The 26,164-nt window shown below is 46.5% G+C and carries 21 protein-coding genes; 17 read left to right on the top strand and 4 right to left on the bottom strand.

The window, feature by feature from the left end:
* Positions 1-6 precede the first annotated feature (6 nt).
* The 7 genes from QF049_RS18710 to QF049_RS18680 all read left to right on the top strand — a co-directional run bounded on the left by QF049_RS18710 (position 7) and on the right by QF049_RS18680 (position 12,874).
* Positions 7-1,422 carry an MFS transporter gene (locus QF049_RS18710; RefSeq protein ID WP_307539623.1) on the top strand — a complete coding sequence of 472 codons (1,416 nt, stop codon included), beginning with the start codon at positions 7-9 and terminating at the stop codon, positions 1,420-1,422.
* Complete coding sequence (locus QF049_RS18705; protein WP_307539621.1) at positions 1,400-3,187, top strand: IucA/IucC family protein; 1,788 nt, start codon at positions 1,400-1,402, stop codon at positions 3,185-3,187. The genes QF049_RS18710 and QF049_RS18705 overlap by 23 nt, the downstream gene beginning before the upstream one ends.
* Positions 3,153-5,174 carry an IucA/IucC family protein gene (locus QF049_RS18700; RefSeq protein ID WP_307539619.1) on the top strand — a complete coding sequence of 674 codons (2,022 nt, stop codon included), beginning with the start codon at positions 3,153-3,155 and terminating at the stop codon, positions 5,172-5,174. The genes QF049_RS18705 and QF049_RS18700 overlap by 35 nt, the downstream gene beginning before the upstream one ends.
* Entirely contained in the window at positions 5,171-5,947 is a 777-nt protein-coding gene (locus QF049_RS18695) for an HpcH/HpaI aldolase family protein (RefSeq protein ID WP_307539617.1), read from the top strand. Before QF049_RS18700 ends, QF049_RS18695 begins: the two co-directional genes overlap by 4 nt.
* Positions 5,944-7,263 carry a type III PLP-dependent enzyme gene (locus QF049_RS18690; RefSeq protein ID WP_307539615.1) on the top strand — a complete coding sequence of 440 codons (1,320 nt, stop codon included), beginning with the start codon at positions 5,944-5,946 and terminating at the stop codon, positions 7,261-7,263. The genes QF049_RS18695 and QF049_RS18690 overlap by 4 nt, the downstream gene beginning before the upstream one ends.
* Positions 7,223-9,076, top strand: a complete 1,854-nt coding sequence (locus QF049_RS18685) for an IucA/IucC family protein (protein WP_307539614.1) — start codon at positions 7,223-7,225, stop codon at positions 9,074-9,076. The genes QF049_RS18690 and QF049_RS18685 overlap by 41 nt, the downstream gene beginning before the upstream one ends.
* 315 nt (positions 9,077-9,391) lie before the next feature.
* Positions 9,392-12,874 carry a glycoside hydrolase family 2 TIM barrel-domain containing protein gene (locus QF049_RS18680; RefSeq protein ID WP_307539612.1) on the top strand — a complete coding sequence of 1,161 codons (3,483 nt, stop codon included), beginning with the start codon at positions 9,392-9,394 and terminating at the stop codon, positions 12,872-12,874.
* Between the two features lie 108 nt (positions 12,875-12,982).
* On the opposite strand, the gene QF049_RS18675 is transcribed toward QF049_RS18680, so the two are convergent.
* On the bottom strand, positions 12,983-13,432 hold the full coding sequence (locus QF049_RS18675) for a hypothetical protein (protein ID WP_307539610.1): 450 nt from the start codon (positions 13,430-13,432) through the stop codon (positions 12,983-12,985).
* A 169-nt stretch (positions 13,433-13,601) separates the two neighbouring features.
* On the opposite strand from QF049_RS18675, the gene QF049_RS18670 reads away from it, so the two are divergent.
* A complete protein-coding gene (locus QF049_RS18670; RefSeq protein ID WP_307539608.1) occupies positions 13,602-14,075 on the top strand; it encodes a DUF4362 domain-containing protein in 474 nt (157 codons plus the stop codon).
* Between the two features lie 111 nt (positions 14,076-14,186).
* Here QF049_RS18670 and QF049_RS18665 read toward each other — a convergent pair whose 3' ends face one another.
* The gene (locus QF049_RS18665; protein ID WP_307543327.1) at positions 14,187-14,519 is read right to left on the bottom strand and encodes a VOC family protein; all 333 of its coding nucleotides are present in this window, start codon (positions 14,517-14,519) and stop codon (positions 14,187-14,189) included.
* A gap of 481 nt (positions 14,520-15,000) precedes the next feature.
* Here QF049_RS18665 and QF049_RS18660 point away from each other — a divergent pair, with 481 nt between their 5' ends.
* Complete coding sequence (locus QF049_RS18660; RefSeq protein WP_307539607.1) at positions 15,001-15,714, top strand: DUF4183 domain-containing protein; 714 nt, start codon at positions 15,001-15,003, stop codon at positions 15,712-15,714.
* A gap of 334 nt (positions 15,715-16,048) precedes the next feature.
* On the opposite strand, the gene QF049_RS18655 is transcribed toward QF049_RS18660, so the two are convergent.
* Complete coding sequence (locus tag QF049_RS18655; protein WP_307539605.1) at positions 16,049-16,333, bottom strand: DUF4183 domain-containing protein; 285 nt, start codon at positions 16,331-16,333, stop codon at positions 16,049-16,051.
* Positions 16,334-16,807: 474 nt separating this feature from the next.
* Here QF049_RS18655 and QF049_RS18650 point away from each other — a divergent pair, with 474 nt between their 5' ends.
* The 7 genes from QF049_RS18650 (at position 16,808) to QF049_RS18620 (ending at position 24,678) form a co-directional block, all read left to right on the top strand.
* Complete coding sequence (locus QF049_RS18650; RefSeq protein ID WP_307539603.1) at positions 16,808-18,106, top strand: WXG100 family type VII secretion target; 1,299 nt, start codon at positions 16,808-16,810, stop codon at positions 18,104-18,106.
* Positions 18,106-18,582 (top strand): hypothetical protein, encoded by a 477-nt coding sequence (locus QF049_RS18645; RefSeq protein ID WP_307539601.1) that lies wholly within the window; start codon positions 18,106-18,108, stop codon positions 18,580-18,582. The genes QF049_RS18650 and QF049_RS18645 overlap by 1 nt, the downstream gene beginning before the upstream one ends.
* A gap of 285 nt (positions 18,583-18,867) precedes the next feature.
* On the top strand, positions 18,868-19,212 hold the full coding sequence (locus QF049_RS18640; RefSeq protein WP_307539599.1) for a PadR family transcriptional regulator: 345 nt from the start codon (positions 18,868-18,870) through the stop codon (positions 19,210-19,212).
* The gene (locus tag QF049_RS18635; RefSeq protein ID WP_307539596.1) at positions 19,199-20,089 is read left to right on the top strand and encodes a permease prefix domain 1-containing protein; all 891 of its coding nucleotides are present in this window, start codon (positions 19,199-19,201) and stop codon (positions 20,087-20,089) included. Before QF049_RS18640 ends, QF049_RS18635 begins: the two co-directional genes overlap by 14 nt.
* Positions 20,090-20,310: 221 nt before the next feature.
* On the top strand, positions 20,311-23,448 hold the full coding sequence (locus QF049_RS18630) for a DUF3427 domain-containing protein (RefSeq protein ID WP_307539594.1): 3,138 nt from the start codon (positions 20,311-20,313) through the stop codon (positions 23,446-23,448).
* 37 nt (positions 23,449-23,485) lie between these two features.
* Positions 23,486-24,313 carry a hypothetical protein gene (locus QF049_RS18625; RefSeq protein ID WP_307539592.1) on the top strand — a complete coding sequence of 276 codons (828 nt, stop codon included), beginning with the start codon at positions 23,486-23,488 and terminating at the stop codon, positions 24,311-24,313.
* 44 nt (positions 24,314-24,357) lie between these two features.
* Positions 24,358-24,678 carry a DNA/RNA helicase domain-containing protein gene (locus tag QF049_RS18620; RefSeq protein WP_307539590.1) on the top strand — a complete coding sequence of 107 codons (321 nt, stop codon included), beginning with the start codon at positions 24,358-24,360 and terminating at the stop codon, positions 24,676-24,678.
* A gap of 72 nt (positions 24,679-24,750) precedes the next feature.
* Here the strand turns inward: QF049_RS18620 and QF049_RS18615 are convergent, their stop codons facing one another.
* Positions 24,751-25,092: a helix-turn-helix domain-containing protein gene (locus tag QF049_RS18615; RefSeq protein ID WP_307539587.1), complete on the bottom strand. Its 342-nt coding sequence runs from the start codon at positions 25,090-25,092 to the stop codon at positions 24,751-24,753.
* 141 nt (positions 25,093-25,233) lie between these two features.
* Between QF049_RS18615 and QF049_RS18610 the strand changes: the two genes are divergently transcribed.
* On the top strand, positions 25,234-25,755 hold the full coding sequence (locus QF049_RS18610; RefSeq protein ID WP_307539584.1) for a HEPN domain-containing protein: 522 nt from the start codon (positions 25,234-25,236) through the stop codon (positions 25,753-25,755).
* Positions 25,756-26,164: the final 409 nt, after the last annotated feature.

Below are 26,164 nucleotides of genomic sequence, written 5' to 3'. Positions count from 1 at the left end.
TCCCTGATGAAAAGGCATGCAGTATTACTCGCGATTCTGATCGGTGCTTTTTCGCTGGTACTGACCAACAGTGCATTTAACCTGCTGCTGCCTTATTTTGTGCAATATTATCAGATCTCTACGACAGCAGGAGGATGGATCATCGCGCTGTACATGCTGGCTATGACTTTAACGATGCCGCTGGCTTCCCTGATCGTGGACCGACTGGGCCGTAAGCAGACGTATATGCTGGGAATCACCATCTATGGAGTGTTCTCGGTGGCAGGTGCGTTGTTTTATCACTCCATCGAAGTACTATTACTGGTACGTTTCATGCATGGCGTTGCCGCTGGGCTGATGATTCCGTTATCACTTGTGTTGCTGTTTGATGTATACGGACCGGAGGTAAGGGGGCGAATTACAGGAGCGTGGGGCTTGCTGCTTATGCTGGCTCCGGCTGCCGGACCAACGCTGGGGGGCTTCATCATACAGTATGGACGGCTTGAAATGTTGTTCTGGCTCAATGTGCCACTGGCTGTATTCTCGTTGATCGGGTGCGGTCGAGTCATTCAGACCTATGTCCCTGCCCGCAGGAAAAAATGGCATCCATCCAGTGTGATAATGCTGATCAGTGCTGTAGGTGCTCTTAGTCTGGGGGTACAGTTGTACGCGAGTCCAGTTGTGGTGGTATGGGTACCTTGGCTGCTGATTGCACTGGGTGTGGTATTACTCATTCGTTTTATCCAGACCGAGAACAGTCGCAAGGAACCATTGATCCGATATCAGTTGCTGCGGCGTAATGCTGTATTTCCACTGACCGTGCTGATATCGACCATTCAGGATTGTGTAATGTTTGGCGTGATCTTTGCATTACCATTGTTGTTCCAGGACGTCTTCCACCTGTCGCCGGCGTTGTCCGGTGCGTTGTTCATTCCCTTGTCGATCTGTACAAGTCTGTTCATGTGGATTGGCGGCAGCTTGCTGGATCGTGGTCGGTCCATGCAATTTATCGCATGGGGGACGTTGCTGGTGTCGATATCGATCTTGTCGTTTGCAGTTCTGCCCATGGGAGCATCGATCTGGATCATCGGGATGCTCATGGCGTGCCGCGGAATTGGCGTTGGTCTGTCAGGCATGAGTATCTCTGCGATTGGCCTGCAAGCATTACCGGACGAAGACATGCATGAGGGGTCGGTATTATCGACCACAATTGAGCGGCTCGCTTCTTCGTTTGCAGTGATGGGCTTGACCCTGTATTACGATATGCGTTGGCAATGGCTTGCCGGGGCAGGAACGTCCATGGAGATGGCAAAATGGGGAGCACTCAAAGAAATCTGTATCGGACTTGGCTGCGCCATACTGCTTACACTTCCCCTGGTCTTACTTATAACCCGAAAGAAGGTTGGCATCATTGTTCGAGATGGAAAACAAGCTCCGGTCTGAGGCTGAGCAGCAGGCTCATGAACATTCGTGCAAGCTGCTGTTGAACTGTTACATCCGTGAGCTTGCGCTAGAGAAAGAGAGCGATATTCGGATCAATCCAAATACGCTGACGTACACTGTTGCTTTTCAAGCCAGCGGGGTGACGGTGACAGGACGCTTGTCTTATTACTCTGCCATGGGGGAGCATGAATACCTCAGCATGGAAACTGGAAGGGAAGCGGTGCATCATCGTGACCTGGTACGTTGGATCACATCTGAGCTAAGTGGAAATGGGGAACAGGGAGCGAGTTCGGATCAACATGGAGTGAAGAAAAGTGTGATGGAAATGAAGCGTTCACTTGAGCTGGAGAATGTACATCCATGGGGTGAGAATATGAATCGTGTAGAGGCGGCGTATGCCAGAGATTTTGCACAAAAGGTAGATAACAGTGTGGGCAACCTTGCGTTGTATATCGAACAAGCAGCCGGTCTTGACATCCACGACTATTGTACATCTGAACAGTCACTGTTGTATGGTCATCCGTTCCATCCGTTCCCGAAGAACTCCAAAGGCTTTAGCGAGCAGGATGTACAGAAGTACAGTCCGGAGTTACGGACATCATTTCAACTCTGTTATATCGCCGTGAGGCAGGATGTCTACATGCAGGAATGGGTCGATGACGAGGCGGCAATGGATTTGCAAGACCTCCTGTGGAGCCATGTGGAGCCTATTTTAAAAGAAAAGAGTGAAATGTATGGGCTGCTGCCTGTCCATCCATGGCAATACGCATACATATCACGATTGTCTGAGGTACAGCACTATATTCGAGATGAAAAAATAATTCTGCTTGGCAGTGCGGGACCAACCGTCTATCCAACCTCTTCGGTCCGTACAGTTTATGTTCCCGAATGGAACTGCAATATCAAGCTGTCACTGAACATGCAGATCACCAACATGATTCGCACTAACAGTGCTGAGCAGATGCGCAGAACACTGGATGCCTCCAAGTACGTCAGGCAGCATGACTGCTTCGGTGCCGAACCGAACACGCATATTGCGTATGAGACAGGCGTAGCGACTTGTGCTTTTGAAGATGAAGAGTTAACCAGTCTGTTTACGATAGCATATCGACCCATTGAGTTTGATGTTGAGAACACGTATGTCTTATCCAGTCTGGTTGAAGCACCGCTTCCTGGGATGCGGTCAAGACTGATGACGATGCTGGGTGGTGGACGTGACATAGCTGAACGCTGGCTGGATCGTTATCTGGCATGTTCTCTGCTGCCGATTGTACGGGCGGCGGGTGAGAAAGGCATTCATTTTGAAGCCCATTTGCAGAATACCCTTGTGACATTACAGGATGGGTTGCCTGTGGATTTTATCGTCCGCGATCTGGAAGGGGTCAGCGTGGATGAGGAACTTATCCGTGAGCAAGATCATGCAGCGTCCGATTTATTATTTTATTCGCGAGAGAAAGCCTGGGCGCGGACATCGTACTATTTTATCGTCAATCATCTGGGTTCTCTGATCCATGCCATGGCGCGAGATGTGAACGTACCGGAGGAACATTTCTGGAAGCAGGTACGGGAGGTACTTGAGGATGAACTGGAACGAACAGGCAATGATTATGTGCGGTATCTGCTGACGACGGATGCATTTCTGGCCAAACAAAATTTGGTGAGTTGTCTAAGAGGGATCAGCCAGACCCCGGCCTACGTGCCGGTGAGCAATGCAATGAAACAAATGGGGAGTGAAGTACGTGGGAGTCGTGGGATACAGGGCTGAAGCAGGCGGCAGGACAGAAGCAGTCTACGTGGGTGTACAGGAGCGGATCATGCGGCAGACGTTGGAGGCGATGTGGTTCGAAGGCATTTTGGACAGTCAAGTAAGTGGCAGCGAATGGCGAACCAGTGGTCTTACATCTTCCGGCGATTCTGTAGCGTACACGTGTGAAGCTGAGCGAAAGTTTTCATTTGGCCGGGTGAAGGTGAAGAAGGATTCGATTCAAAGGGAAGGCGTACTCTGCACCGATCTGGATCTGTTTTTGGAAGAAATTGTGCTGAACGCGTTGAAGGGTGCAAATGTGACGGCTTTTATCCAGGAACTGCTCGAAACGATGGCAAAGGACAGCCAGTGCCGGGCAATATTACCCTTGAACATTCCAAGTGAGGATCGGCATTATGATGCGCTTGAAAGTCACATGACTGACGGTCATCTGTACCATCCGAGTTATAAGTCGAGGTTGGGATTTTCTTTGAAAGACAATCTGGCTTATGGGCCTGAATTTAACTCGAAGGTTTCATTAGTCTGGGTTGCTGTGAAAAAAGAATTTGCTCAGACCGCTGTATCTGCGGGTTATAGCTCGGAAGAATTGGTGGGGCAGCATCTGACCGTAGAGGATGTACAGCGATTCCATCAGATCCTGCAACAACAAGGTCGAACGGGCATAGGTGAGACGGTCAACTTATATGTGGCGGGTGCCAATCAGTTGGGGAGCAGTACCGAAGTTCGTGAGGGCGTTGGAGAGACAATCCAAGCGAAGCTTCATGGGGCAGTTCGTGAAAAAGGCGAAACAGTCCGTAGCGCGGGTAGGGAAGACGGCAAGGTTGGTATAGGAATAGGTTCTGACATTGGTGATCGATATGTGTTCATTCCGGTTCATCCATGGCAGTGGGAGCACCAGTTGGAGTCGGTATATGCCTGTCAACTGATGGATGGAGATGTTGTATATCTTGGTCCATCGTCTTCGCCCTATCGTGCACAGCAGTCGATCCGTTCGCTGTCGAACCGGGTGAACTCGGAAGCCCCTTACATCAAGCTGGCCCTTAGCATCACCAACACGTCGAGCACACGTATTCTGGCACAGCATACGACCCAGAACGCACCGCTAATCAGCGACTGGCTGGAAGAACTCATTCGTGAAGATGAGCTGTTGCAGCAGGTGCAGTTTGGCATTTTAAAAGAAATCATGGGACTGTCATTCCGTTATGAGCAGTTGCCTGCAACCCAGTATGGACGGGCCTACGGCACACTTGGTGCGATCTGGCGAGAGAATGTATCGGTTCATCTGAAGGAAGGCGAGACGGCGTGGCCGCTCAATGCATTAATGTTGGTGCAACCGGATGGTGTTCCATTTATCCAGGATGCTGTAGAACAACATGGTGTGGAAAAGTGGAGCGAGGCCCTAGTTCGCACAGTTACACTGCCGATTATACATTTACTCTATGCACACGGGATTGCGCTGGAATCTCATGCTCAGAATATCATTTTAGTGCTGGAAGATGATTTGCCGAAACGAATCATAATCAAGGATCTGCATGATGGCGTCCGCTATGTACCAAATCAACTGTTGCACCCGGAACGGGCACCGAAGCTGAACCCGGAGCCGGAAACCCATCGCAAGTTCAATCGGTATTCCTTCATCTATGCGGGAGATGTGTCGGAAGTCCGTGACTATACGTATGATGCGTTCTTTTTTATCTGCATGACGGATATTGCGCTGGCTTTGGAGAAGTTTGGTTTGTCGGAGGCAGCATTCTGGCAGCTGTGCGCAGGTGTAATTGTAGATTATCAGAAGCAGCACCCGGAATACGCAGAGCGGTTTGTTGCATTTGACCTTTTTGCCGAAGATGCACTGATCGAAGAGATGACCAAGCGCCGCCTGTATGGGGATGGGGAGTTGTATTTCCGCAAGGCGAGTAATCCGCTCAAGATATCAAAGGATGCACTTGAATCCAAGGGAACGCCCGAATTAAAGGGAATCGTCGAATGAGAATCAACACGCTGAAGGAAAAAATTGCACGCAAACAGCCTGTCTATGGCCTTTTTGTATCCATACCACACCCGGTCATCATCGAGATGATCGGACATGCGGAATATGACTTTGTCATTATTGATCTGGAACATGCCGCAACATCGATGGAATCGGTGGAAGAGTTGGTTCGTGCTGCGGAACTGGTGGGCCTAACCCCGCTGGTACGTATCTCGAAGGTGGAGCGAGCAGAGATTCTTAAAGTGCTGGACTGCGGTGCCCAAGGCATCGTCATTCCGCATGTCGAGCAATTGGAGCAGGTGGAGGAAGCGGTTTGTCACGCCTACTATCATCCGGTTGGTATGCGCAGCTTGAATAGTGGTCGTCCCGGTGTATTCGGAAAATATCCGCTCACGGGATACGTCGAGGAAGCGAACGAACAAGTGATGGTTGTACCCATGATCGAAAGTGTAGAGGGCGTTCGGCAAAGTGAACAGATTCTGTCTCACCCTCAGGTGAGTTTTGTATTGGAAGGGGCGGCAGATCTGTCGCAATCCCTTGGCGTGCCATGGCAGACAGAGCACCCGGAGGTGAGACGTTCGCTGGATGAATTATATGCTAACGCGCAGCAGTGCGAAGTACCTTATGCTACGGTCACCAGAGGTGTGGAGGATATGTCATTTTGGGCTGAGCGGGGAGTACATATATACGTGCTTGGTGATGATCGGAATACGGCATTTCGGGCGTATGCCCAAAAACGGAATGACTACAGGAATGCGGGTGGGCAGATATGAAACCAAGTGTATGGCAGGCGATCGATGAACTTCAACGAGGGATGGAAGACCCGGTATGTGCGTATATCTATGATCTGGCTGGCATTCAGGAACAGGTACGTCAGATGTTGGGCAGCATGCCCGTAAACACACAGTTGTTCTACGCTATCAAAGCGAATCCTGATCCGCGGATCATTGAGGCCTTGCTTCCATTGGTGAAGGGTTTTGAAGTGGCTTCGATTGGAGAGTTACTCAAGGTTAGAGCAATAAGTCGCGAGGTTCCAATTCTGTTTGGAGGTCCGGGTAAAAAGGAGAGCGAGCTTCGTCTGGCGATCGAGCATGGCGTGAGTTACATCCATGTGGAGAGTCTGCTAGAGCTGCGGCGCATTATTGCGATTGCGAAAGAGGGAGCGATGGAGCAGGAGCATGTGCAGGGGAGCAGGCAGAAGCAAGAAAATGAGCCGAAACAGAAGCAAGCGCAGGAAGTGCGCATACTGCTCCGAATCAACCTGCGAAGCAGTACGTTACCTCGGACGAAGATTGTTATGGGTGGTGGGCCGAGTCCTTTTGGAATCGATGAAGAGGCAGTGGAAGAAGCCATTGAACTTATTCGTGTGGAAGGCGCGGGTGTGGTTCGGTTAAGTGGGTTCCATTTTCACTCCTTGTCCAACAATATGGATGCCAGGCTGCATGCCGAGATGATCGAGCTGTATTTGCAAAAGGTGGAGCAGTGGCAGCAGCAGTATAACCTTCCTGTGGAAGTGGTGAACGCAGGAGGCGGATTCGGGGTGACATACGACGGCAGCCCAGGATTTGACTGGCCATTATTCACTTCCCTGCTAGAGCAAAGTGAAGCCAGACAGCGCCTTGCTTCATGCGGAGGTCAGCTGTATTTTGAATCGGGTCGACTGCTGGTGGCAGACCACGGGTATTACGCAGCAGAGGTTACGGATATCAAAACTTCTCATGATCAGTATTTTGCCGTGTTAAGGGGAGGTACACACCATAATCGTCTGCCTGCTTCATGGGGGCATAACCATCCGTTTCAGATTATGGCGACGGATCGCTGGAAACACTCGTTTGCCCGACCAGAGGTAAGAGATCATCGAGTTCATGTGGTAGGTGAGCTATGTACACCGAAGGATCGCATGCATTCCGATGCGGAGGTAGCGCTGCTACGGGTAGGAGATATTGTTTTGTTTGAAAAGTCTGGAGCTTATTGCTGGACCATCTCGCATCATGATTTTCTGGGGCATCCGCACCCGGCATTCCATTATCTAACGGAGGACAATAATCATGTCAACACTGATGAAGCGTTCCAGTCTGCAAGCCGCTGAACGCCGGATTATGGCGGATCTGATGAATTCTTTCTTGTCGGAGCAATTGCTTCCTCTGGAGGGTTGTCCGTTCATTGATTTTGCTACGGCACCTGCACCGTTCCGTCGATTGTATAAGGAATATGACAGCGAAGAGCACAATCATAATGTAGCTTCTCGCTATAGATTGCACACTCAAGGTGTACTGTGTCTGGTTGAAGCAGGGGTGAGACAGGGGACTCAATGGGTTCAGGGTTCACCGATCTATGAGGAGAAACTAGATGGAAGCTGGGTCCTTCTCGATTCTCCGGCAGAGGTTGGACGTGCGGTGTTACAGAGGGCTTTGTCGGATAAGGCCTATGCGCAGCCTGGGGTGGCGGAATTCCTGGTTAGTCTGGACATTGCTGTGGAGCAGTATGCTTTGGGATGGGGATGGGAACAAGTCCAGTATTTGTCGGCTAACGTCCCGGCGTCTGCTTATGAATGGTTTATCAAGGGTGAGCGCGTTGCGGCATTGCGAGATCGTCCATTTCACCCATCGTCCAAAGCCAAAGTAGGATTCAACGCAGAAGATGTAACACGGTATGCAGCGGAATTCGGGAAGGCGATTTCGCTACGTTGGGTGGCTATACGGCTGGATGCCGTGCAGCAAGGGTGTGAAGATGGATTATCCATTTTGGACGTATTAGATGATGTTCAGCGTGTAGTAGTGGAAGCCGAGTTTGCCCGAAAAGGGATCACGTTGGACGAATATCTGCCGATGCCTGTACATCCGTGGCAATTGCAGCATGTGATTCTGCCTCGCTTTACTGGAGAGATTGAAGAGGGCAGCATTATCGTATTGGATGTAGAAGTGGGCGACGTACAGGCCACATCCTCTCTGCGCTCGATGGCTCCGTCAACTGAATCCACCCTAATGCTCAAGCTACCGGTTAGTGTGCTGTCTCTTGGGGCTGCTCGTTATCTTCCGGTAGTCAAACTTCTGAATGGTCTTGCTGGAGAACGCATGCTAAGGCAAGCTGTAGCTTGTGACGAGACGTTGAAGGACAAGGTGTATATGTGCGAAGAGCAGAACTGGTGGGGTTTCATGCCGGAATCCATGGGACTGTTCGATGATCATCCCCGGCATTTGGCTGCACAGATTCGTGTGTATCCCACTGAGTTGCTGGGTGAAGCTTACAAAGTAATTCCAATGGCCGCACTGGGTGTGAATCTGGAAGGGCATCATCTATTGACGGAGATCCTGAGGGATAACCTGAGCGGCGCGGATGTCCTCGACTTTTATACCAGCATAGCTACGACGTTTTATGACGTCGTGATGCGTCTGTTCAAGGTGGGTGTTGTACCTGAGATTCATGGTCAGAACTGCTGTCTGGTGTTACGGGATAATCAGGTAAAGGGTCTGTTGTTCCGCGATCATGATTCGGTGCGTTTGCATCAGCCTTATCTGGACAAGCATGGCATTGCAGACCCTGCCTACCATATTCGACCTGGCTACTCGAACAGCTTGTATAATGAGACGGTTCAGAAGCTGATCTTTTATGTGCAGTCACTGGGGACGCAGGTGAATCTGGCTGCGATCATGGAGGCTTTGAGCGAGGTATATCACATCCCGGAAACGAAGTTATGGGAGATCACGGAGCAGGCTTGGAAGGAAGCGCTGCAACATGTGCTGCTTCCCGAATCCGACCGGGCCGCGCTCGATCATGCGATATTCGAGAGCAGGGAGTGGCCCGTGAAGTTAGTTGTCCGTCCGCTGCTTGAAGCGGATGGGGTGCCTGGCGCGATGCCATCGGGCAAAGGCATAGGGTGGAACCCTTTTTACAAGGGATAGAGGTTAAGTGTTGTTAGTGCAGGAGTGTATAGAGAAGAAGTGACGTGCTAAAGGATAGGACAGAGAAGGTGACCCGGTTGACGGGTTGCCTTTTTGGCTTGTTTTCATCGTTAGGTATTACGCTTGGAGGGAATAAAACGTTCATTATTCTGGCTAAAAAATCTTATGAAATGGAGATATAGAGAAGAGACTGATGGTATAATCGGGTTATGTGTTATAGTCATACTTGTGTATTACCGAAAAGGTTTTCGAAAAAAGCGACAGCTACTGTTGTAACCGCAATCATAATTTACTTCAAGAAAGTGAGAATCTACCATGAATCAGAAGAGACTATTTAATGATGGATGGCAATTTGCGAAAAGTAAGCTGGATGTTACGGAACCTGCGGGTCTGGTATATGAACCTGTGGAACTTCCCCATGATTGGCTGATATATAATACGCTTGAACTGTATGAAGACAGCATTGGATGGTACCGTAAGACGTTCCATTACACGAAGGATGAGCAGCAGCTTTTGCTCTGTTTTGATGGCGTATACATGGATTCTTCGGTGTATGTGAACGGGCAGCTGGTTGGGGAGTGGAAGTATGGCTATTCTGCTTTTGAACATGAGATCACGAATGCACTGGTGGAAGGGCACAATGAGATTGTGGTCAAAGTGGTGCATCAGAGTCCGAACAGCAGATGGTATTCCGGTGCCGGAATCTATCGCCATGTGTGGCTGAAGACGAGAGATCGCAACCATATTGTTACGGATGGGATCTATGTATCAATCAAGCAACAGACGGATGGCTGGCAGGTGGAAATAGATACGGAGCTGAACCTTGAACAGAGTCAGCAAGCAGAGCTGGTGCATACGATCCGGAATGAAGGTCAGGTGGTGGCATCCAGCCAAGCGAATGTTACGGCTTCGGTGGTTGAAAAAGCGGTTGCAGCGACAGATAGCCAACAGCTTATTGTTGTGAATCCTAACCTGTGGAGCCCGGATGCACCGCATCTGTATGAACTGGTGACGGAGCTGCGATTGACCTCGGATGATCAGGAAGATCGGACAGTTGAATCGGTATCACAGCGCATTGGATTCAGGGATATCAAGCTGGATGCCAATGAAGGGTTCCACCTGAACGGAGTCAAGATGAAGCTGAACGGCGTGTGTGAACACCATGATCTCGGGGCTCTGGGAGCTGCGTTTAACCTGACTGCATTGCGTAGAAGATTCGTTTTGCTCAAAGAAATGGGTGTTAACGCCATCCGCACCGCGCATAATATGCCTGCCAAAGAGTTCATGGAACTTGCAGATGAGATGGGTATGCTGGTTGTGTCTGAAGCCTTTGATATGTGGGAACGTGCCAAAACTCCATACGATTATGCGAGATTTTTCCCGGAGTGGGTGCATACCGATGTGAAGAGTTGGGTGAAACGCGACCGTAACCATGCCAGCCTGATCATGTGGAGTATCGGGAACGAGATTTACGATACCCATGCGGATGAGCGTGGACAGGAAGTAACCCGGATGCTGATGGATTATGTGCTGGAATTTGATCCAAAAGGCAATGCTGGTGTGACAATTGGTTCGAACTATATGCCATGGGAAAATGCACAAAAATGCGCGGATATCGTGAAGCTGGCAGGCTACAACTACGCGGAAAAATATTACGACAAACATCATGAGGAGCATCCGGACTGGATTATCTATGGTAGTGAAACGTCTTCTGTGGTGCAGAGTCGTGGCATTTATCACTTCCCGTTCGAACAACCGATTCTGGCAGATGACGATGAGCAGTGCTCGGCTTTGGGTAACAGTACGACCAGCTGGGGCGCGAAGTCGGCAGAATACTGCATCTTGGCAGAGCGGGATACACCGTATTTGCTGGGCCAATTCCTGTGGACTGGATTCGATTATATCGGAGAACCGACACCGTATCATACGAAGAATTCGTATTTTGGACAGCTGGACACAGCAACGTTCCCGAAAGACTCTTATTACATCTACCAAGCGGCTTGGACGGATTATAAGAAAAGTCCGATGGTTCACCTGTTCCCTTATTGGGATTTCAGCCCGGGTCAGATTATTGATGTACGCGTGTGCAGCAACGCGCCGAAGATTGAGCTGCAACTCAACGGTAAAACCATTGGCACGTACGATATCGATCATGCCAATGGAACACAGCTATCCGGCTGGTGGAAAGTGCCGTACGAAGAGGGTGAGCTGAAAGCGATCGCTTACGATGAGAACGGTGAGATCATTGCAACTGATGTGCAAAGATCCTATACGGATGCGAAGAAGATTCGTCTGCAAGCGGATCGGGAGCAGTTGCAAGCCAGTGGCACAGACCTTATTTTTGTAGAAATTGATGTGGAAGATGAAGCGGGTAATCCGGTGCACAATGCGAACAATCGCGTGCAAGTTCAGGTGACTGGTGCAGGACGATTGCTGGGTCTGGATAACGGGGACAGCACGGACTACGATCCATACAAAGGGTTGAGCAGAAGACTATTCAGCGGCAAACTGATGGCTATCATCGGAGCGACAAATGAACCTGGAACGGTGCGGATTGAAGTTTCTTCCGAAGGGTTGGAAGGAGCTACGGCTGAATTTGAATCTCTAGTTGTGGCGGCTGAACTTAATGATGAGAAACAAGTACAACCTGTCTTCATGAACAATGAAGAACGTCCGGTGCTAACTGGCAACGCTCAGGAGATTCCTTTGCGGAAAATTGAGATCATCAGTAAAGCAGGACAGTTGCTCGATCCGTCCAATCCAGAGCTGGTCGTAACGGCCAAACTGTATCCGGAGAACACGTCCTATCGGGACATCGAGTGGGCTGCTGTGAATGATGGCGGCATCGAATCCAACATTGCCAAGGTGGAGGTCATTCCTGCGGGAACGGATGGCAATGGAGAGAATCAATATACGGTGAAAGTATCAGCGATTGGTGACGGGGCGTTCCGACTTCGCGCTACCAGTACGAATGGTACGGATAAAACAAAACTCATCTCCCAGCTGGAATTCAAGGCGGACGGTCTCGGTACAGCCTACAAAGATCCATACGGCTTCATCACGGGCGGACTGTACGATTACACCAAAGGTGATGTGGGTAACGGCAATGAGCGCGGGGTAGCGACAAGTCGAGATGGAGAGACGCATGTAGGCTTCCGTAATATTGACTTCGGACCTTACGGCTCCGATACCATAACGATTCCTATTTTCACGCTATCTAGTGAGGAGTACTTCATTCAGATCTGGGAAGGTATGCCGGATGAAGAAGGAAGCACGATGATCGCAGATGTGGTGTATGACAAAGAGTCTATTTGGAATGTGTACCAGGAAGAGACTTACCAATTGTCCAAACGCCTTAGCGGGATCACGTCGATCTGTTTTGTGCTGAAACAGAAGATTCATATTAAAGGGTTCTCCTTCGAACGTCAGAGTCGGGCCTTTGAACAGAATGCGGCTGCATCCTGTGATCATCTCTACGGAGATACGTTTAAAATTGAGGGTGACCGTGTTGAAGGTATCGGTAACAACGTGTCGTTGGAGTTTGAGAACATGGACTTTACGGCAGAAGGCACATCAAAGCTCGTGATCTACGGTCATTCACCAATTGATAAAAATACGATTCATATTCGCTTCGCAGGTGCGGACGGACAGAGCAACCAGCTGGTTGAGTTCACCCAGTCAGGGGGATATGAGGAGCGGGTGTTTGAGCTTGAGCAAGTGACAGGTGTGCAAAAAGTAAGCTTTATTTTCCTGCCAGGCAGTCAGTTTGACTTCGGCTGGTTCCGATTCGAGAAATAAATGTGATCGAAATATAAAACCCCTTCAAGCAGGCATCGGTTCATGGGAACGTGTATCTGAATCGTTTGCGTGAAGGGTTTTTCTTGTATGTATTTGTGAGAGAACGCATCAATCAAACTGCTCTGCTTCAACTGAGAGATCTAAGTGATGACCTATTCTGCTATAGATGTACAACTTAATATCCGTGTCTTGTAATGCAAGCAGGTTTATCGTTTTATCACTATTTCTGCTGATAGATGTTTCCATAGGTTCACTTACTTCATTTACATACATCTTCACATATACCGTTTGTTTGCTGTTGTTTTCAATCGATATGTTGGCATTTGTTCCATTGGAAGCAGCCATTGTGAAGCTGCCGTTGTATGCGGAACGACCTTCATGTTGAGTTGGAGCAATGAGCAGAACAGGTGTAGATGTTAGGGAGGAGCGCTCCATTTCATGGGCTAATCCGGTTGACTGCGGTTCGTTCGTTGAAGCTAGAGCCGCTGTATTGGCCGAATGGGTGGATATTAGTACAGATAGAGCCATTGCTACACCGAGCATTGTTTTTAACGTCATTAAATAAACCTCCTGCTGAATGATAAATCACTAAAATTTTCGTTCCTGTTTATACATTTCTATGATTCTAAACGTTCGGGACAACGAGGAAGTTACAGATAAATGACAAATTAAGCATAATCATGCAACAAAGGATAGTATTGAACCGTTTCATAGATGAGGTGATGGAATGAGAAAAAGTATGCTTATCCTATCGTTAGCTTTAATGCTGTTAACTGCTTGTGAAGCAAATGATCCAAAAACGAATGCTTCCGGAATTACGCAAGCTTTTCCAGAAATTATCGAGCCCCATAATCCAGAGCAAGCGGAGCAAAGCGGGGATGTGGTTGTGCTTCATGGAGGCATACGGAACGAAGATAAGTGGGACACATTTATGAAAAATGTGAAGAAAAAACAGCAGGATCAGGTTCGTGTAACGATGTATACCATTGAAGGTGGGCCCATTATCCAGGAATTGATCTATGATGGTACAGCTATTCAATCGACTTACGATAACTCAAGGGATGCCTATGGCTCCAAACAGGGAATGAAGACCGACACCTGCAAAGGGATCGGGACAATGAAGAGTGAGCAGGGACATATTTTTTACGTGTTAACCGGGTGTGAGAATGAAGAGAATCCCTTTTCGATGCCTAAGTTGTAAATGAGATGTATCCACATGCAAACTCTTAATAAATTTCATAAATCCGAAAAACCTGCGAAGCCGAGGCTGTGCAGGTTTTTGGTGCTTTTATAAAGGTGAGGAATAGTGGAATTATCTGTACAAAGCATTGGACAGCTCAATCAGGTTTCCGTCAGGATCACGTACATACACCGAACGAATGGGTCCCAGTGCTCCCGTGCGTTCCACCGGACCTTCTTCGATCTTCGTATGATGTTGTGTGAGATGGAGAATCACTTCTTCTAGAGGTGTGCTGACCAGAAAACAAAGATCTGCCGAACCTGGCGTAGGGGTATGAGCTTTCGGCTCGAACTCTTTGCCCCGTTCATGCAAATTGATCTTCTGCTGTCCAAACTGTAATGCTTTTCGGCCTTGACCGAATTCCATTACCTTCATGCCTAATATGTTGGTATAAAATGGCGTGATATCCCGCCTTCAAGCGAAAGAAGGCTAGTGTCTTCAATTACGAGCATTGGAATTTTTTAGTGGCGCAGCTGTCTTTTTTAATGGGCCTCTTCCATAGTTATTCGCACACTCTCCGAATGTGCTAAAGGCATATATATAGGGCATATACACTGTGCGCACTGGTCTAAGGAGAGTGATCATTTTGAGGCATCTGAATAAGAGGATAGCTACGCCCAGCCAATTAAGGTCCAGACGTTCAACACACAAATGCAGAAACAAATCCCCGGGAAAACTCAGGAAATGCTATATGATCCATAAACCTTGTCGGAGAAAGCGACGCTCTCTCCGGCAGAAGCGTCCATTAAGACAAAAAAAAATCACCTGGGACAAAAAAGTCATTGCTTTGCCGAGGGGGATCGGCGTCAACCCGGCATTTTTGGAGCCCGGGCCCCGGCTCGCTCCGGTGAGACAACATGAAATGAAGACTGTTGGACCGCCTGGAATGCAAGGTCTAGTGGGGGGGCAAGGAGTTCAAGGTCCACCAGGGCCTACCGGTGAGCGCGGCCTGCCGGGAGGCCTCGGAGCCCAAGGCTTGGTAGGACCTCCAGGTGAGCAAGGCTTGCCGGGCCCTCCCGGACCCCAAGGCTTGGTAGGACCTCCTGGTGAGCGCGGCCTGCCGGGCCCTCCCGGACCCCAAGGCTTGGTAGGACCTCCTGGTGAGCGCGGCCTGCCGGGCCCTCCCGGACCCCAAGGCTTGGTAGGGCCTCCTGGTGAGCGCGGCCTGCCGGGCCCTCCCGGACCCCAAGGCTTGGTAGGGCCTCCTGGTGAGCAGGGCTTGCCGGGCCCTCCCGGAGCCCAGGGCCCCGTTGGTCCTCCTGGTGAGCAAGGCCCGCCGGGCAGCGTGCCCGGCATTGAGATTATTCCTACGGTAAACCGGTACTTCTATTTTCCAGACAACGATCTGGATTTATCGGCCTCGGTTACGATTCCCGCCGGGGAATTCATCGAAAACGAAGGCGGTAGAGTAACCGAATTTGCCGGAATAGGACTTACCAGCTTCAACAATTTTTATATAAACGGGATCGTCCAGCCGAGCAACTCATACGACGTAAGTGCCGATATGTTGTCCTTCCCGTCACAAAGCGGTGTACTCTTTGCAGGAACGCCGATCATTCTTGAGACAATTCAACTAACAGCGAATATAACAAATGGTTAAAAATGATCAAAAATAGTCAAATCTCCTCGCAACTCGCTTTCACTACTCTCTGATCTACCACATATACTATCGTACAATTCGAAGTGTCTTAAAGCTTGTCAGAACCATTCCGCACCATTAACTTAATTTGAATGACATGGTGAAAGGTGCTTTAAGTAAAAATGAATTTCAAGCGTACAAGGGGTTCTTCGTTGAGAAAAAATCGCAGATTGAAGAGATTGAGGTAGTAATTTCTGAAGTTGGAACCGAACAAAATGGGTGCATGTTGGGTATGTATTTAGTGATTAATGCCAACAACTCCGAACAAAGGAGTTGTTGGAACTTTCTTCTTGAATTAGTTTACAACGAATTCAATTACAATTGGAGTCGCTGGATCGAGTGTGTCTCCATCAGGAATAGTGATTGCAGTAGTGGTAGCAGTTGAAGTATCAGCTGATTGGATCTGAGCATTAATATAAAGATTATAATATGCAGGTGCAGTTGGAAAGGCTGTGGCAGCAGCACCGGCATCATTGGTGGTGGCAGTAGCAAGAATGTTATATGCAACGCCGACACCTGTACCATCTCCTGCTGTAGCAGTAAATCTTCTGGAAGCCATAAAGGGTTTGACAATAGGCATAGTTCTCACCCCCTTTCTCACTATTATTATATGAAAGTTACTAAGAAGGTTGAGGGCTTATCAATTGATTGAATACACCATATTTATGGATCTGAGCAATGAACTGCATGATATTCGCTATAATTGGTGAACTTGCATAAATAATGTTTTCTTGGGAAAGGCGGATTAACCCCTTAAGTGTGGACATATTCCAGTTTGTCAGGAGATAATATATCCACACTTCTACCAGATCACAAGTAGAGGTGCTTTTTCTATGAAATCAAAACTACTAATTTAGCTCACCGTCTACATAGAGTACGATCCACAACCATCCTACACCCACACGAGGTATATTCATGAAACACGGCATATTGAACAGCTTATCAACACAATCACCACCCAATTGTGATGTACATCAATTAAATAAAACATGCACGAACGCGCAAAATATCTGGCTAATGAATGTTTCCTGACTACTGAATTTTTAACAAGAAAATGAATCCTCCGTTTGATTCCAATCCTCCTTCTCACTTGTTAAAATTTAGGCATAACTACTATGGTCAGGTTGGCGGTGATAAGGAAATGCAGCGAATCGAGGTACATCCCGATCTATTGGAGGAAAAGGCCCGGTTGGTCCAGCAGAAGAAACAGGAACTGGAGCGAATGGTCTGGGAACTGGAGAAATCGATCTATATGTTGCAATCCGATTGGTCGGGTGTGACAGGAGAGCGTTTCTTCTGGGATTTTATGCAGGTGAAAGAAGTGTTCCCGACTACACTCGGGCTGTTAGACGAAATCCAGAAAGAGTTTACGTTTATCGCAATGAACTTCAGAACAACGGATGGTTCAGGCGAGGTTGCGCTGTACATTCCAGAAGAACTAAAGCGAAATTTTGCTGTAGGGCTGCTAGATAAATCCATAGGAGAAACAATAACGGGAATGGGCCAGACGGCAGAAGCTTTCTTCGATAACCCATTCAGTACATTAGGCAGTGTGGCATATGCCATGACAGTGGGCAGAGTTGTGGACGTTGGGCGTGGTATTCAGTTTGCATGGGATACTGCCTGGGGCACGGGAACGGCGAGATCTGATATAGAGCAATTTGTAGAAGAGCAGAAGAAGCAGATCGATGAGAGTGGAGCAGGGTATTACGGTGGAGCGATGACGGGGCAGGCTCTAGCCTACGTTTTGTTTGGCAAAGCTTTTCGTTCGAAGGATGACATTGGATCTGGTGGAGGTAAGCCGGAGTCTGGAGGGGCTGGTGGTAAAAGAGAGGGAGCTTCCACACTCAATGAACCTGTAAAGATTAGAACAAATAAAGGGATAGAAGTTGAGTTCACTAATCCATCAGGAAATAAGATTAGTTGGATTGAACAAAATCCTAAAAATATACCAAACGCAATCGAAAGTTCGTTAAAAAGTCCTAATCCAGGTAGAGCCCTTGAGGGAAGGGTAGGGGAGTATGTTCAACAAAGAATTGAAGTGCTTGGATTTGCATTGAAAGCAAACAATATTACAAAGAATGAGGTTGCAGGAGATTTAGATGTTGTTACTAGTAAACAGATTATTGAAGTGAAAAAGTCTACAGCTGCCTTAGACATGGAACAGATAGATAAGTATATTAATTCAGGCAATGCTAAGTTTTTCAATCATGATATGAAAGAAGTTATTGTCTACATTGACAAGCCAATTGATTTGACGAATAAATACGTAAAAGAGAATATAGATTCTCTAAAAGATTCAGGTGTTATTGTTGTAAATTCATTAGATGAATTAGGAGGAGTATTGAAATAATGGGGACATCAGCAGCAATTGTATTTAGAAGTGGAGAAAGTGTTGAAATAAATAAATTAATACACCGTCTAGATGAGTTATGTAACAGGGAAGGATTATTTCATAGTCATGACTTGAAAAAGATCGATGATGACTTGAAATTAAAATATTGCGAGTTTTGCATTAGTGATATTCCCTTAAAAGATAGCTATGACAGACAACTATGTTTTGGGATAGCGGATGAACCATACCCATATAAACTTGTTAATTTTGAATGGGACTTTCCAGAAATAGATTACTTCAAAACAGTAGTATCTGGTGATTTTGATGATAATGAAGATTTGTTATTTAAATTCCTTTTTTTATTCTTGAATGAATTTCCTGATGCAAAAGTATGGATTGAGGAAGATTGGTTTTATAACTTGGATGATATGAAAAAGATAAAAGCATCCTACGATAATGATTGGTGCTATATAGATCCAAAAACATTTAAGTGAAACACAATAATTAAGATCAGGCACTTCTACCAGACCATAAGTAGAGGTGCTTTTTCTATAAATTGAAGGATTGTAGCTTTCAAAATGAAGATCTCGCCCATTCACTCGATCTAATGAATCACTGATCACAAAAATGCTTGGGTTGGAGAACCCTCACGAATCTTTCACAGAGGAACTGTCGCACTTCATATTGCATTCCGTCAAAAGAAAAGAATTGTCGTATGTTGCTTTTTACAATATTTGTTTGTTATGCTTAACTACATAGAAATGCATAGTAGGTGGTGTGTGAAGCTGAGAAATGAAATGATCAAAGGATACATCGATGGAATTGTATTGTCTGTACTGAGTAAGAAGGACGCATATGGATACGAAATATCCAAAACGGTGCAAGATGAGACGAACGGTCAGTTTGATCTGAAAGAAGGTACGCTGTATCCCGCACTGAAACGAATGGAGGCTAACGGATACATAGAAGGTTATTGGGGAGAGCAAGTGGGTGGACCGCGGCGGCGATATTACCGCATCACCCCTGATGGGCAAACTCAACTCGATACATTGCGGTCATCATGGACCGAGAACATCAAGATTATCAATATATTCTTGGGAGGGGATCTTCATGGAAGTCATTGAGCAATATTTGGATAAAGTACTTCGATTTACGTTTTTGACCAAGAGGGAAAAAGCAGAGTGGAGAGAAGAAATGGCTGCTCATTTACATTCCTCGGTGGATTATCTAAAGCATGAGGGATTGTCTGAAGCTGAGGCCATTGAAAGCTCCATTCAACAATTTGGTTCCATCTCAGAACTGCGCAGAACGATAACCAAAGAAACGTATGGATTCAACATGAAAACGATTATTGGCTATGCCTTGGCAGGTTTGATCCTTTTCATTGTATCACTGGTTGGTGGACTAATCGCGAATCGATATGTTGTGCATAACCGTTATATCGAACTGGTACCTATTCTTTGCATTACGGTGTGTGCATTAATTGCCTGTCTTGTGTTTACACGCAAAAGAGTGGATCGTCTCTGCCTGTTATCTGTGCCCCTGTTCTTCACTTTAGGGTATCTGCAAGCTTATTTTCAGGTGATGTACTATTATTGGGGTGAAGGATTTACATTTAACATGTTTGAAAAATTGTTTTTTAGTGGCGTGTTTCATACGTCAGGTGGAATTGAGTTCACCTTGATCGCCGCTGTGTTCTTGGCTGCACAGGCACTCATCATTTTTGTGATAAGTAGAAATAAGTATATATCCATTCTTCCATTTGTCTTTTCCATCTTGTATACCTTTGTTCATATGCTGATGTTTAGTCTCTATTATGCATGTTTTGGGTCAGATCAGTTTAGTTCCTCGGTCACTCAGGGGTACAGCGTTTTCCTGGAAGGGAATGTGCAGCGTGTGATGGAGATGGGGATGAATTTGACTATGGCTGCATTGTTGTTTGTATTATTCAAAGCTTGGAGTTATTGGGCGGCAAAAAGGAAGTTGAGCTCTGCGTCATAATGGTATTCAGTGGATGCAGAGAAAATGGCGGATGAACATAATAGAGTTAACTTATGCAGGCACTTCTACCAGACCACAAGTAGAGGTGTTTTTTCCTATGAAATCAAACAAATAATGAAATCTTCCACAGATTGGTCGATAATATAGAAGAAGCAATTTTCAGCTAACCATATACATAGAGAACTATCCACAACCATCCTACACCCACACGAGGTACATTCATGAAACAAGGCATATATGAACAGCTTATCAACACCATCACCAGGCAAGAGATTTCGGCGCTGGACCCGGATGTGTACAACATCGGGACCGAGAAGCTAGATGCAGAGGAAGCACGTAAACTGCTGTCCACGTATTTGGCGGCGGTGACCCGGCGAGCGCTCAAGATTGTAAGGGAACAGACGGAAGATAAGACAGCAGTGTTGGCGCAGATTCGAACGTGTAATGAGATTATTGCTACTCTGAAAGGCACACTGGGGGAAGAAGAGTACAATGAATTGCAACTGGACGAGCAGGGGGAAGTGCTGACCCATGTGTATTCCAAGCTGAACAGCATTCGTGCGGTCCGGGATACCAAAATCGTTCGTCCAGATACGCCGATCTCCCAAAGCTCTTTGTTCACAGGTGCGAAGTCCGAACCGAGTATGTTACTGGAGCTGCAAAAGGAGATCGTGACAGCCGATCGGATCGATTGGCTGGTATCGTTTATCAAATTCAGCGGGCTTCGCCTACTTCTGGAACAGCTTCAACAATTCACGGCGAGCGGTGGCAAGCTGCGGATCATCACAACTACATACATGGAAGCAACCGACCTGAAGGCCATCACTGAACTTAGCAAATTACCTAACACAGAGATCCAGATTTCGTATGATACCAAAGTGACTCGGCTGCACGCCAAAACGTACATTTTCCATCGTGACACTGGATTCACTACAGCCTATGTCGGCTCCTCTAACCTGTCCAACCCGGCGCTGACCAGTGGTATGGAGTGGAACCTCAAGGTGACGGAGAAGGATTCACTCGACGTGCTGCGCAAGATTGAAGCGACCTTCGAGAGTTACTGGAATGACCGTGAATTTACGCGGTATCAGGCTGAGGATGAAGGCCATGAGGCACAGTTGAAGGCGGCTCTGAATCGTAAAAAAGATCAGTCCAACCACTTTCACCTCGACATCCAGCCTTACGATTATCAAAAGGAAGTGCTGGAACAGCTGGACGCCGAGCGTACGCTGTATGGACGAACCCGCAACCTAATCGTCGCCGCCACAGGTGTTGGCAAAACAGTCATCTCTGCCTTCGACTACAAGCGATTCCGGGCAAGCCATGCGGGAGCAAAGCTGCTTTTTGTCGCCCATCGGGAAGAAATTTTGAAGCAAAGTCGGGACACGTTCCGGTATATCCTGAAGGATATGAACTTTGGTGAGCTGCATGTCGGGAATTACCGAGCAGAGGCGCTGGATCACTTGTTTGTTAGTATTCAGAGTCTTAACTCCATGAAGCTGACGGAGATCACCAGCCCAGACTATTACGATTACATCATTGTGGATGAATTCCATCATGCGGCTGCACCTTCATACCAGAAGCTGTTGTCCCATTACGAACCGAAGATTTTGCTGGGACTCACCGCGACGCCTGAACGGATGGATGGCAAAGACATTACCGCCTACTTCGATCATACGATTGCCGCCGAGATCCGCCTAACCGATGCGATTGATCGGAAGCTACTGAGTCCTTTTCAATATTTTGGCGTCACCGATACCGTCGATCTGTCCCAGGTGAAGTGGTCGCGTAAAGGCTACGACCTGAACGAACTGGAAAAGCTCTACACTCATAACAAAATCCGTGCCAACCAGATCATCCAAAGTCTGAACAAATACGTAACCGATCTGGACGATGTGAAGGGGCTTGGTTTCTGCGTAGGGGTGGATCATGCGATGTATATGGCAAAAATATTTAACGAAGCCGGCATTCCATCCATAGCCCTGCATGGTGGGTCGAGCGAACAGGAACGTCATTCTGCGAAAGGACAACTGGTAAACGGGGAACTGCGCATGATCTTTGTCGTTGATCTGTACAATGAAGGTGTGGATATACCCGAAGTGAACACCATCCTGTTCCTGCGTCCTACCGAGAGTCTGACCGTATTCCTGCAACAGTTGGGACGTGGACTACGGATGGCGGAGGGCAAAGAGTGCCTGACCGTGCTCGACTTCATCGGACAAGCGCATCAGGAGTACAGGTTCCAGGATAAATTCCGCGCCCTGATCGGCGCCACCAAACATTCCATCTCGTACTACGTCGAGAACGGCTTTTCGAACCTGCCACGCGGCACGTTCATTCAATTGGAGAAGCAGGCGAAGGATTACGTTATGCGTAACCTCAAGCAGATGAGTCGTAATCGCAGAGCGTTGATCCAGAAGCTGCAAACGTTCCAGCAAGACACCGGACTGCCGCTGACCTTGGCTCATTTTGTGGAGCATCACGGGATGACACTAGTTGAATTCTATGGTGGACGTACGGGGAAAAGGTATTTCCGGGGTATGTTGGCCGAAGCCGGACTGACAGAGCCAATCGAGAGTGAGCAGGATGAGTACATACGCAGACTGCCATCTGTGCTGACGATCAACTCCCGAAGCTGGCTAATGTTCCTGATCGACTTTATTGAAAAAGGGAAAGAACCGACCAACGCTGATGAACAGCGCATGTTGATTATGTTCTATTACACTTTCCACCGGGCTGCGCCCGAGAAACTAGGGTTGAGCAGCATCGAAGAGGGTGTGCAGCGTGTGCTGTCTTGTGAAGCATTCCGAGCAGAGCTTGTGGATATTTTCCATTATAATCTGGCTCATCTGCGATTTGTGGATAAAAGCAATTCGTTCCCGTACACTTGTCCACTGGATATCCACTGTATGTACTCCATCGACCAAGTGCTTGCCGCTTTCGGTTACTGGAACGCCCAGCAATCACCCGCCTTCCGTGAAGGCGTGAAGTATTTTGCCGATGAACAGACGGATATCTTCTTCATTACACTGAACAAATCGGACAAAGATTTCTCACCATCTACGCTTTATGAGGATTATGCGATCAACGAGCGGCTATTCCACTGGCAGACACAGAGCCGGGTGTCGGAGCATACGGCTACGGCGCAGCGGTACATCCATCATCGCGAGACAGGCAATCGGATTGTGCTGTTCGTGCGGGAGTATAAGGAGGAGCATGGCTATACGTCTCCATTTGTTTTCTTGGGGGAAGCAGACTATGTGAGTCATGAAGGGAACAAACCGATGAGCTTTGTATGGCGACTACGGGAAGAGATGCCTGCGAAGATGGTAGCGGTGGCGAATAAGTGTATTGTTTGAAAACTAGCGGTATTAGAATATGTATGGAGGCAAGGTCATGTGGGATAGAATTTTGGATGGACAATTTTTATCTAAATTAGGCGGATTAGGAGGGATTGTTGCTATTCTTAGCTTTATGTGGACTTTTTTTAAGAAAAATCAGGTAATAACTTCGTTAACTTCATCCAAGATCGAAAGGTTAATTTCATCAAAAGAAAAGAGGACTTTGATAAAAATATCTAATTACATTGTATATGTGATACTAGGCTTCATTGTTTCTGTTTTCCTTACACTGTTGTACTTTAATCTTGGTATGAACGAATATGTTACACTCGTTATCTCAATCATTGGAACTTGTCTATATTTTATTATTGTATATATTAGCCTAACAAAAAATAGCATTCTTGATAAAAGGTTTTCTAGATTGAGTTATTTCAAACTTTCATTAATCATACTTATGGTACAAATATTATGTTTTTTTTCTGTGCTTCCAAGTTTTCTTGCCAATAGTATAGCAGAAGGTAGTTTAGAGCTTACTTTAGACAAACCAGAAGTATTATTAGTTAATTTAACTTTAACTCTATTTTCATTATTATTTACGAGTTCAATGTTTGTATTACTGATAATAATGACATTCTCTCAACTCCGTGAAAAATTTAGTAAGTACGAGTATGAGTGTTTTTACGTTTTGGATCAAGAATATGAAGACATGAAATGGTTTATTTATCATCTTATTGATAAAGAGCATTTTTTACTTGGGAATAGTGAGTATATACATGATGCAACAATCTTTCGTACAGAAGAACGTTCAAAGATACTTTCTGAGAAAATACATCTTTTAAGAATACTAAAAAACAAAGAAGACTCAATAGAGTACTATATTTAAAGTGACACTGAAGAACTAATATAATTTATTTAGGCGGTGACACCATGATCATCTACAGCAGTAACGCATTAGCTTTCCGGGAATCAGTTGATAATAACCAAATTACAGTTCAGATTGAAGAAGCATTTATTAAAGGTATGGGGAAAAAACCTAATCAAGGGGAAGTACGAGCCTGGAACAACTCTATGCAATTTATGGAGAAAATTATCCGTAATTCGAAGGTAGCAGATGACTGTGGGATATTAATTGAGTACAACAAAAATATATATATAATTTTGATGTCTCGGGGTATGAAAGGTTGTTATGTTTACTGTCGGGATCAAGAATTGATGAATTATTTATGTAGCAGAGCAAATTCAAATTGATGTGTACCATGGACTGTGCAAAGTAGAGAGAAACCCTACCAATCCATAATTGGACGGGTAGGGTTTGTGTTTTCACATCAATATTCCTTTAATAACATTTTTGGCTACTCGAATATTATCAGGAGAAGAATCTCTTAGCAGTTGTATAATTTCCTTGATTTGTTTCTCATCCTCAGTTACCTCAAACTCTTCTTCTGTATAAGCAAATAATTGAATCAAATTAACCTCCAGTGACTCAGCGATCTTTGCCAAGTTCACCAAAGAAACATTCTTTTCTCCACGTTCGATCTGTCCTATGTATGAAAAATGAAATCCACCTTTTTCTCCGAGGGCCTCCTGTGAATACCCTCTTTCTTTGCGTAATGCGCGAATTCTGGCTCCGACCAGCTTCAAAACTTCTCTATCTTCGTTCATGGTATTCACCTCTCTATGTTCAAAAGTGTAGACAAGTTTTCTCAAGGTAAACACCAAACGAAGAATACAAATAATTTATTTGATTACTATAAGTATCATTTTATTGTATAATACTGGTATTAACTCTTTGGAGGGATGACAATGGCAAGAAATTGGTCCATAACCGAAGCACATTGTAATCACCAAGTAGATTTTACCCCACGTATGCAAGACCATGATATCTCCACACAACCTAGATCCAAACAAACTCCTGCTTACCGCAGGCTACATACTACAATCATGGACTATCACCAACATGCTAAGTATCATCTCAAACTTGCCGCCATCATGCGTAATCACAATCAGTTCAAAGCCTGCCTCATCCTCTGTGATTGGGCTTTAGCCTCCATGATCAAGGCGCTATATATCCATAAGTATCACTCAGTACATCCACCCAAGGAACTCACTATGAACGTAATCTTGCCTTTAGTGCACACGGACACTGAACCCGGATTGGATATCGCTTTGTTCATCGGCACGATACAACATATTTCTTCCCTAGCAGATTACCCGTATGACCAGCCAATAGAGCTGAACAACATTGAAAAGCTTTTTCAACGAACAGAAGCCATATTGGATGAGTTATCTGCAAGATTGATGAATGACCCAACACAATCACATTGATCCTATTACCTATTCGCTTTCTACAGATTAGGACTGCTGATCGTCGGTTCGTCGAACTTTTCGTTAACGGTGCTGAAGAGGGTACAAATGGAATCTCGTGATGAATGCAGAGGCGGAGCTGTACACGTTCCAGTTGGTAAAACAAGTTCTGCAGAGCTTCTACCTTGCGACAACATTGCCGGTCAACCCGAATTCGATTGCGTGGTATGAAGGGGGTATCGGAAGTATCACCAGAAGAATCGCGAGATGGTACAGAGGATTACGTAGATGGAAGAAGCATCCTGATAAGATTTGAATGAAGATTTTGCTATTTGTTTGGGAACCTACAATTATAGAGTCGTTTTTATGGCGGTGTTTAAAGAGATATAGAGAAACTATTGTGATTAGAGAATCCTAAAACAATTAGCTG

This window comes from Paenibacillus sp. W4I10, assembly GCF_030816325.1.
In the GTDB taxonomy this organism is placed as follows: domain Bacteria; phylum Bacillota; class Bacilli; order Paenibacillales; family Paenibacillaceae; genus Paenibacillus; species Paenibacillus amylolyticus_B.
Note: the sequence above shows the minus strand (reverse complement) of the source record. Positions and strands in the feature narration are given on the sequence as shown.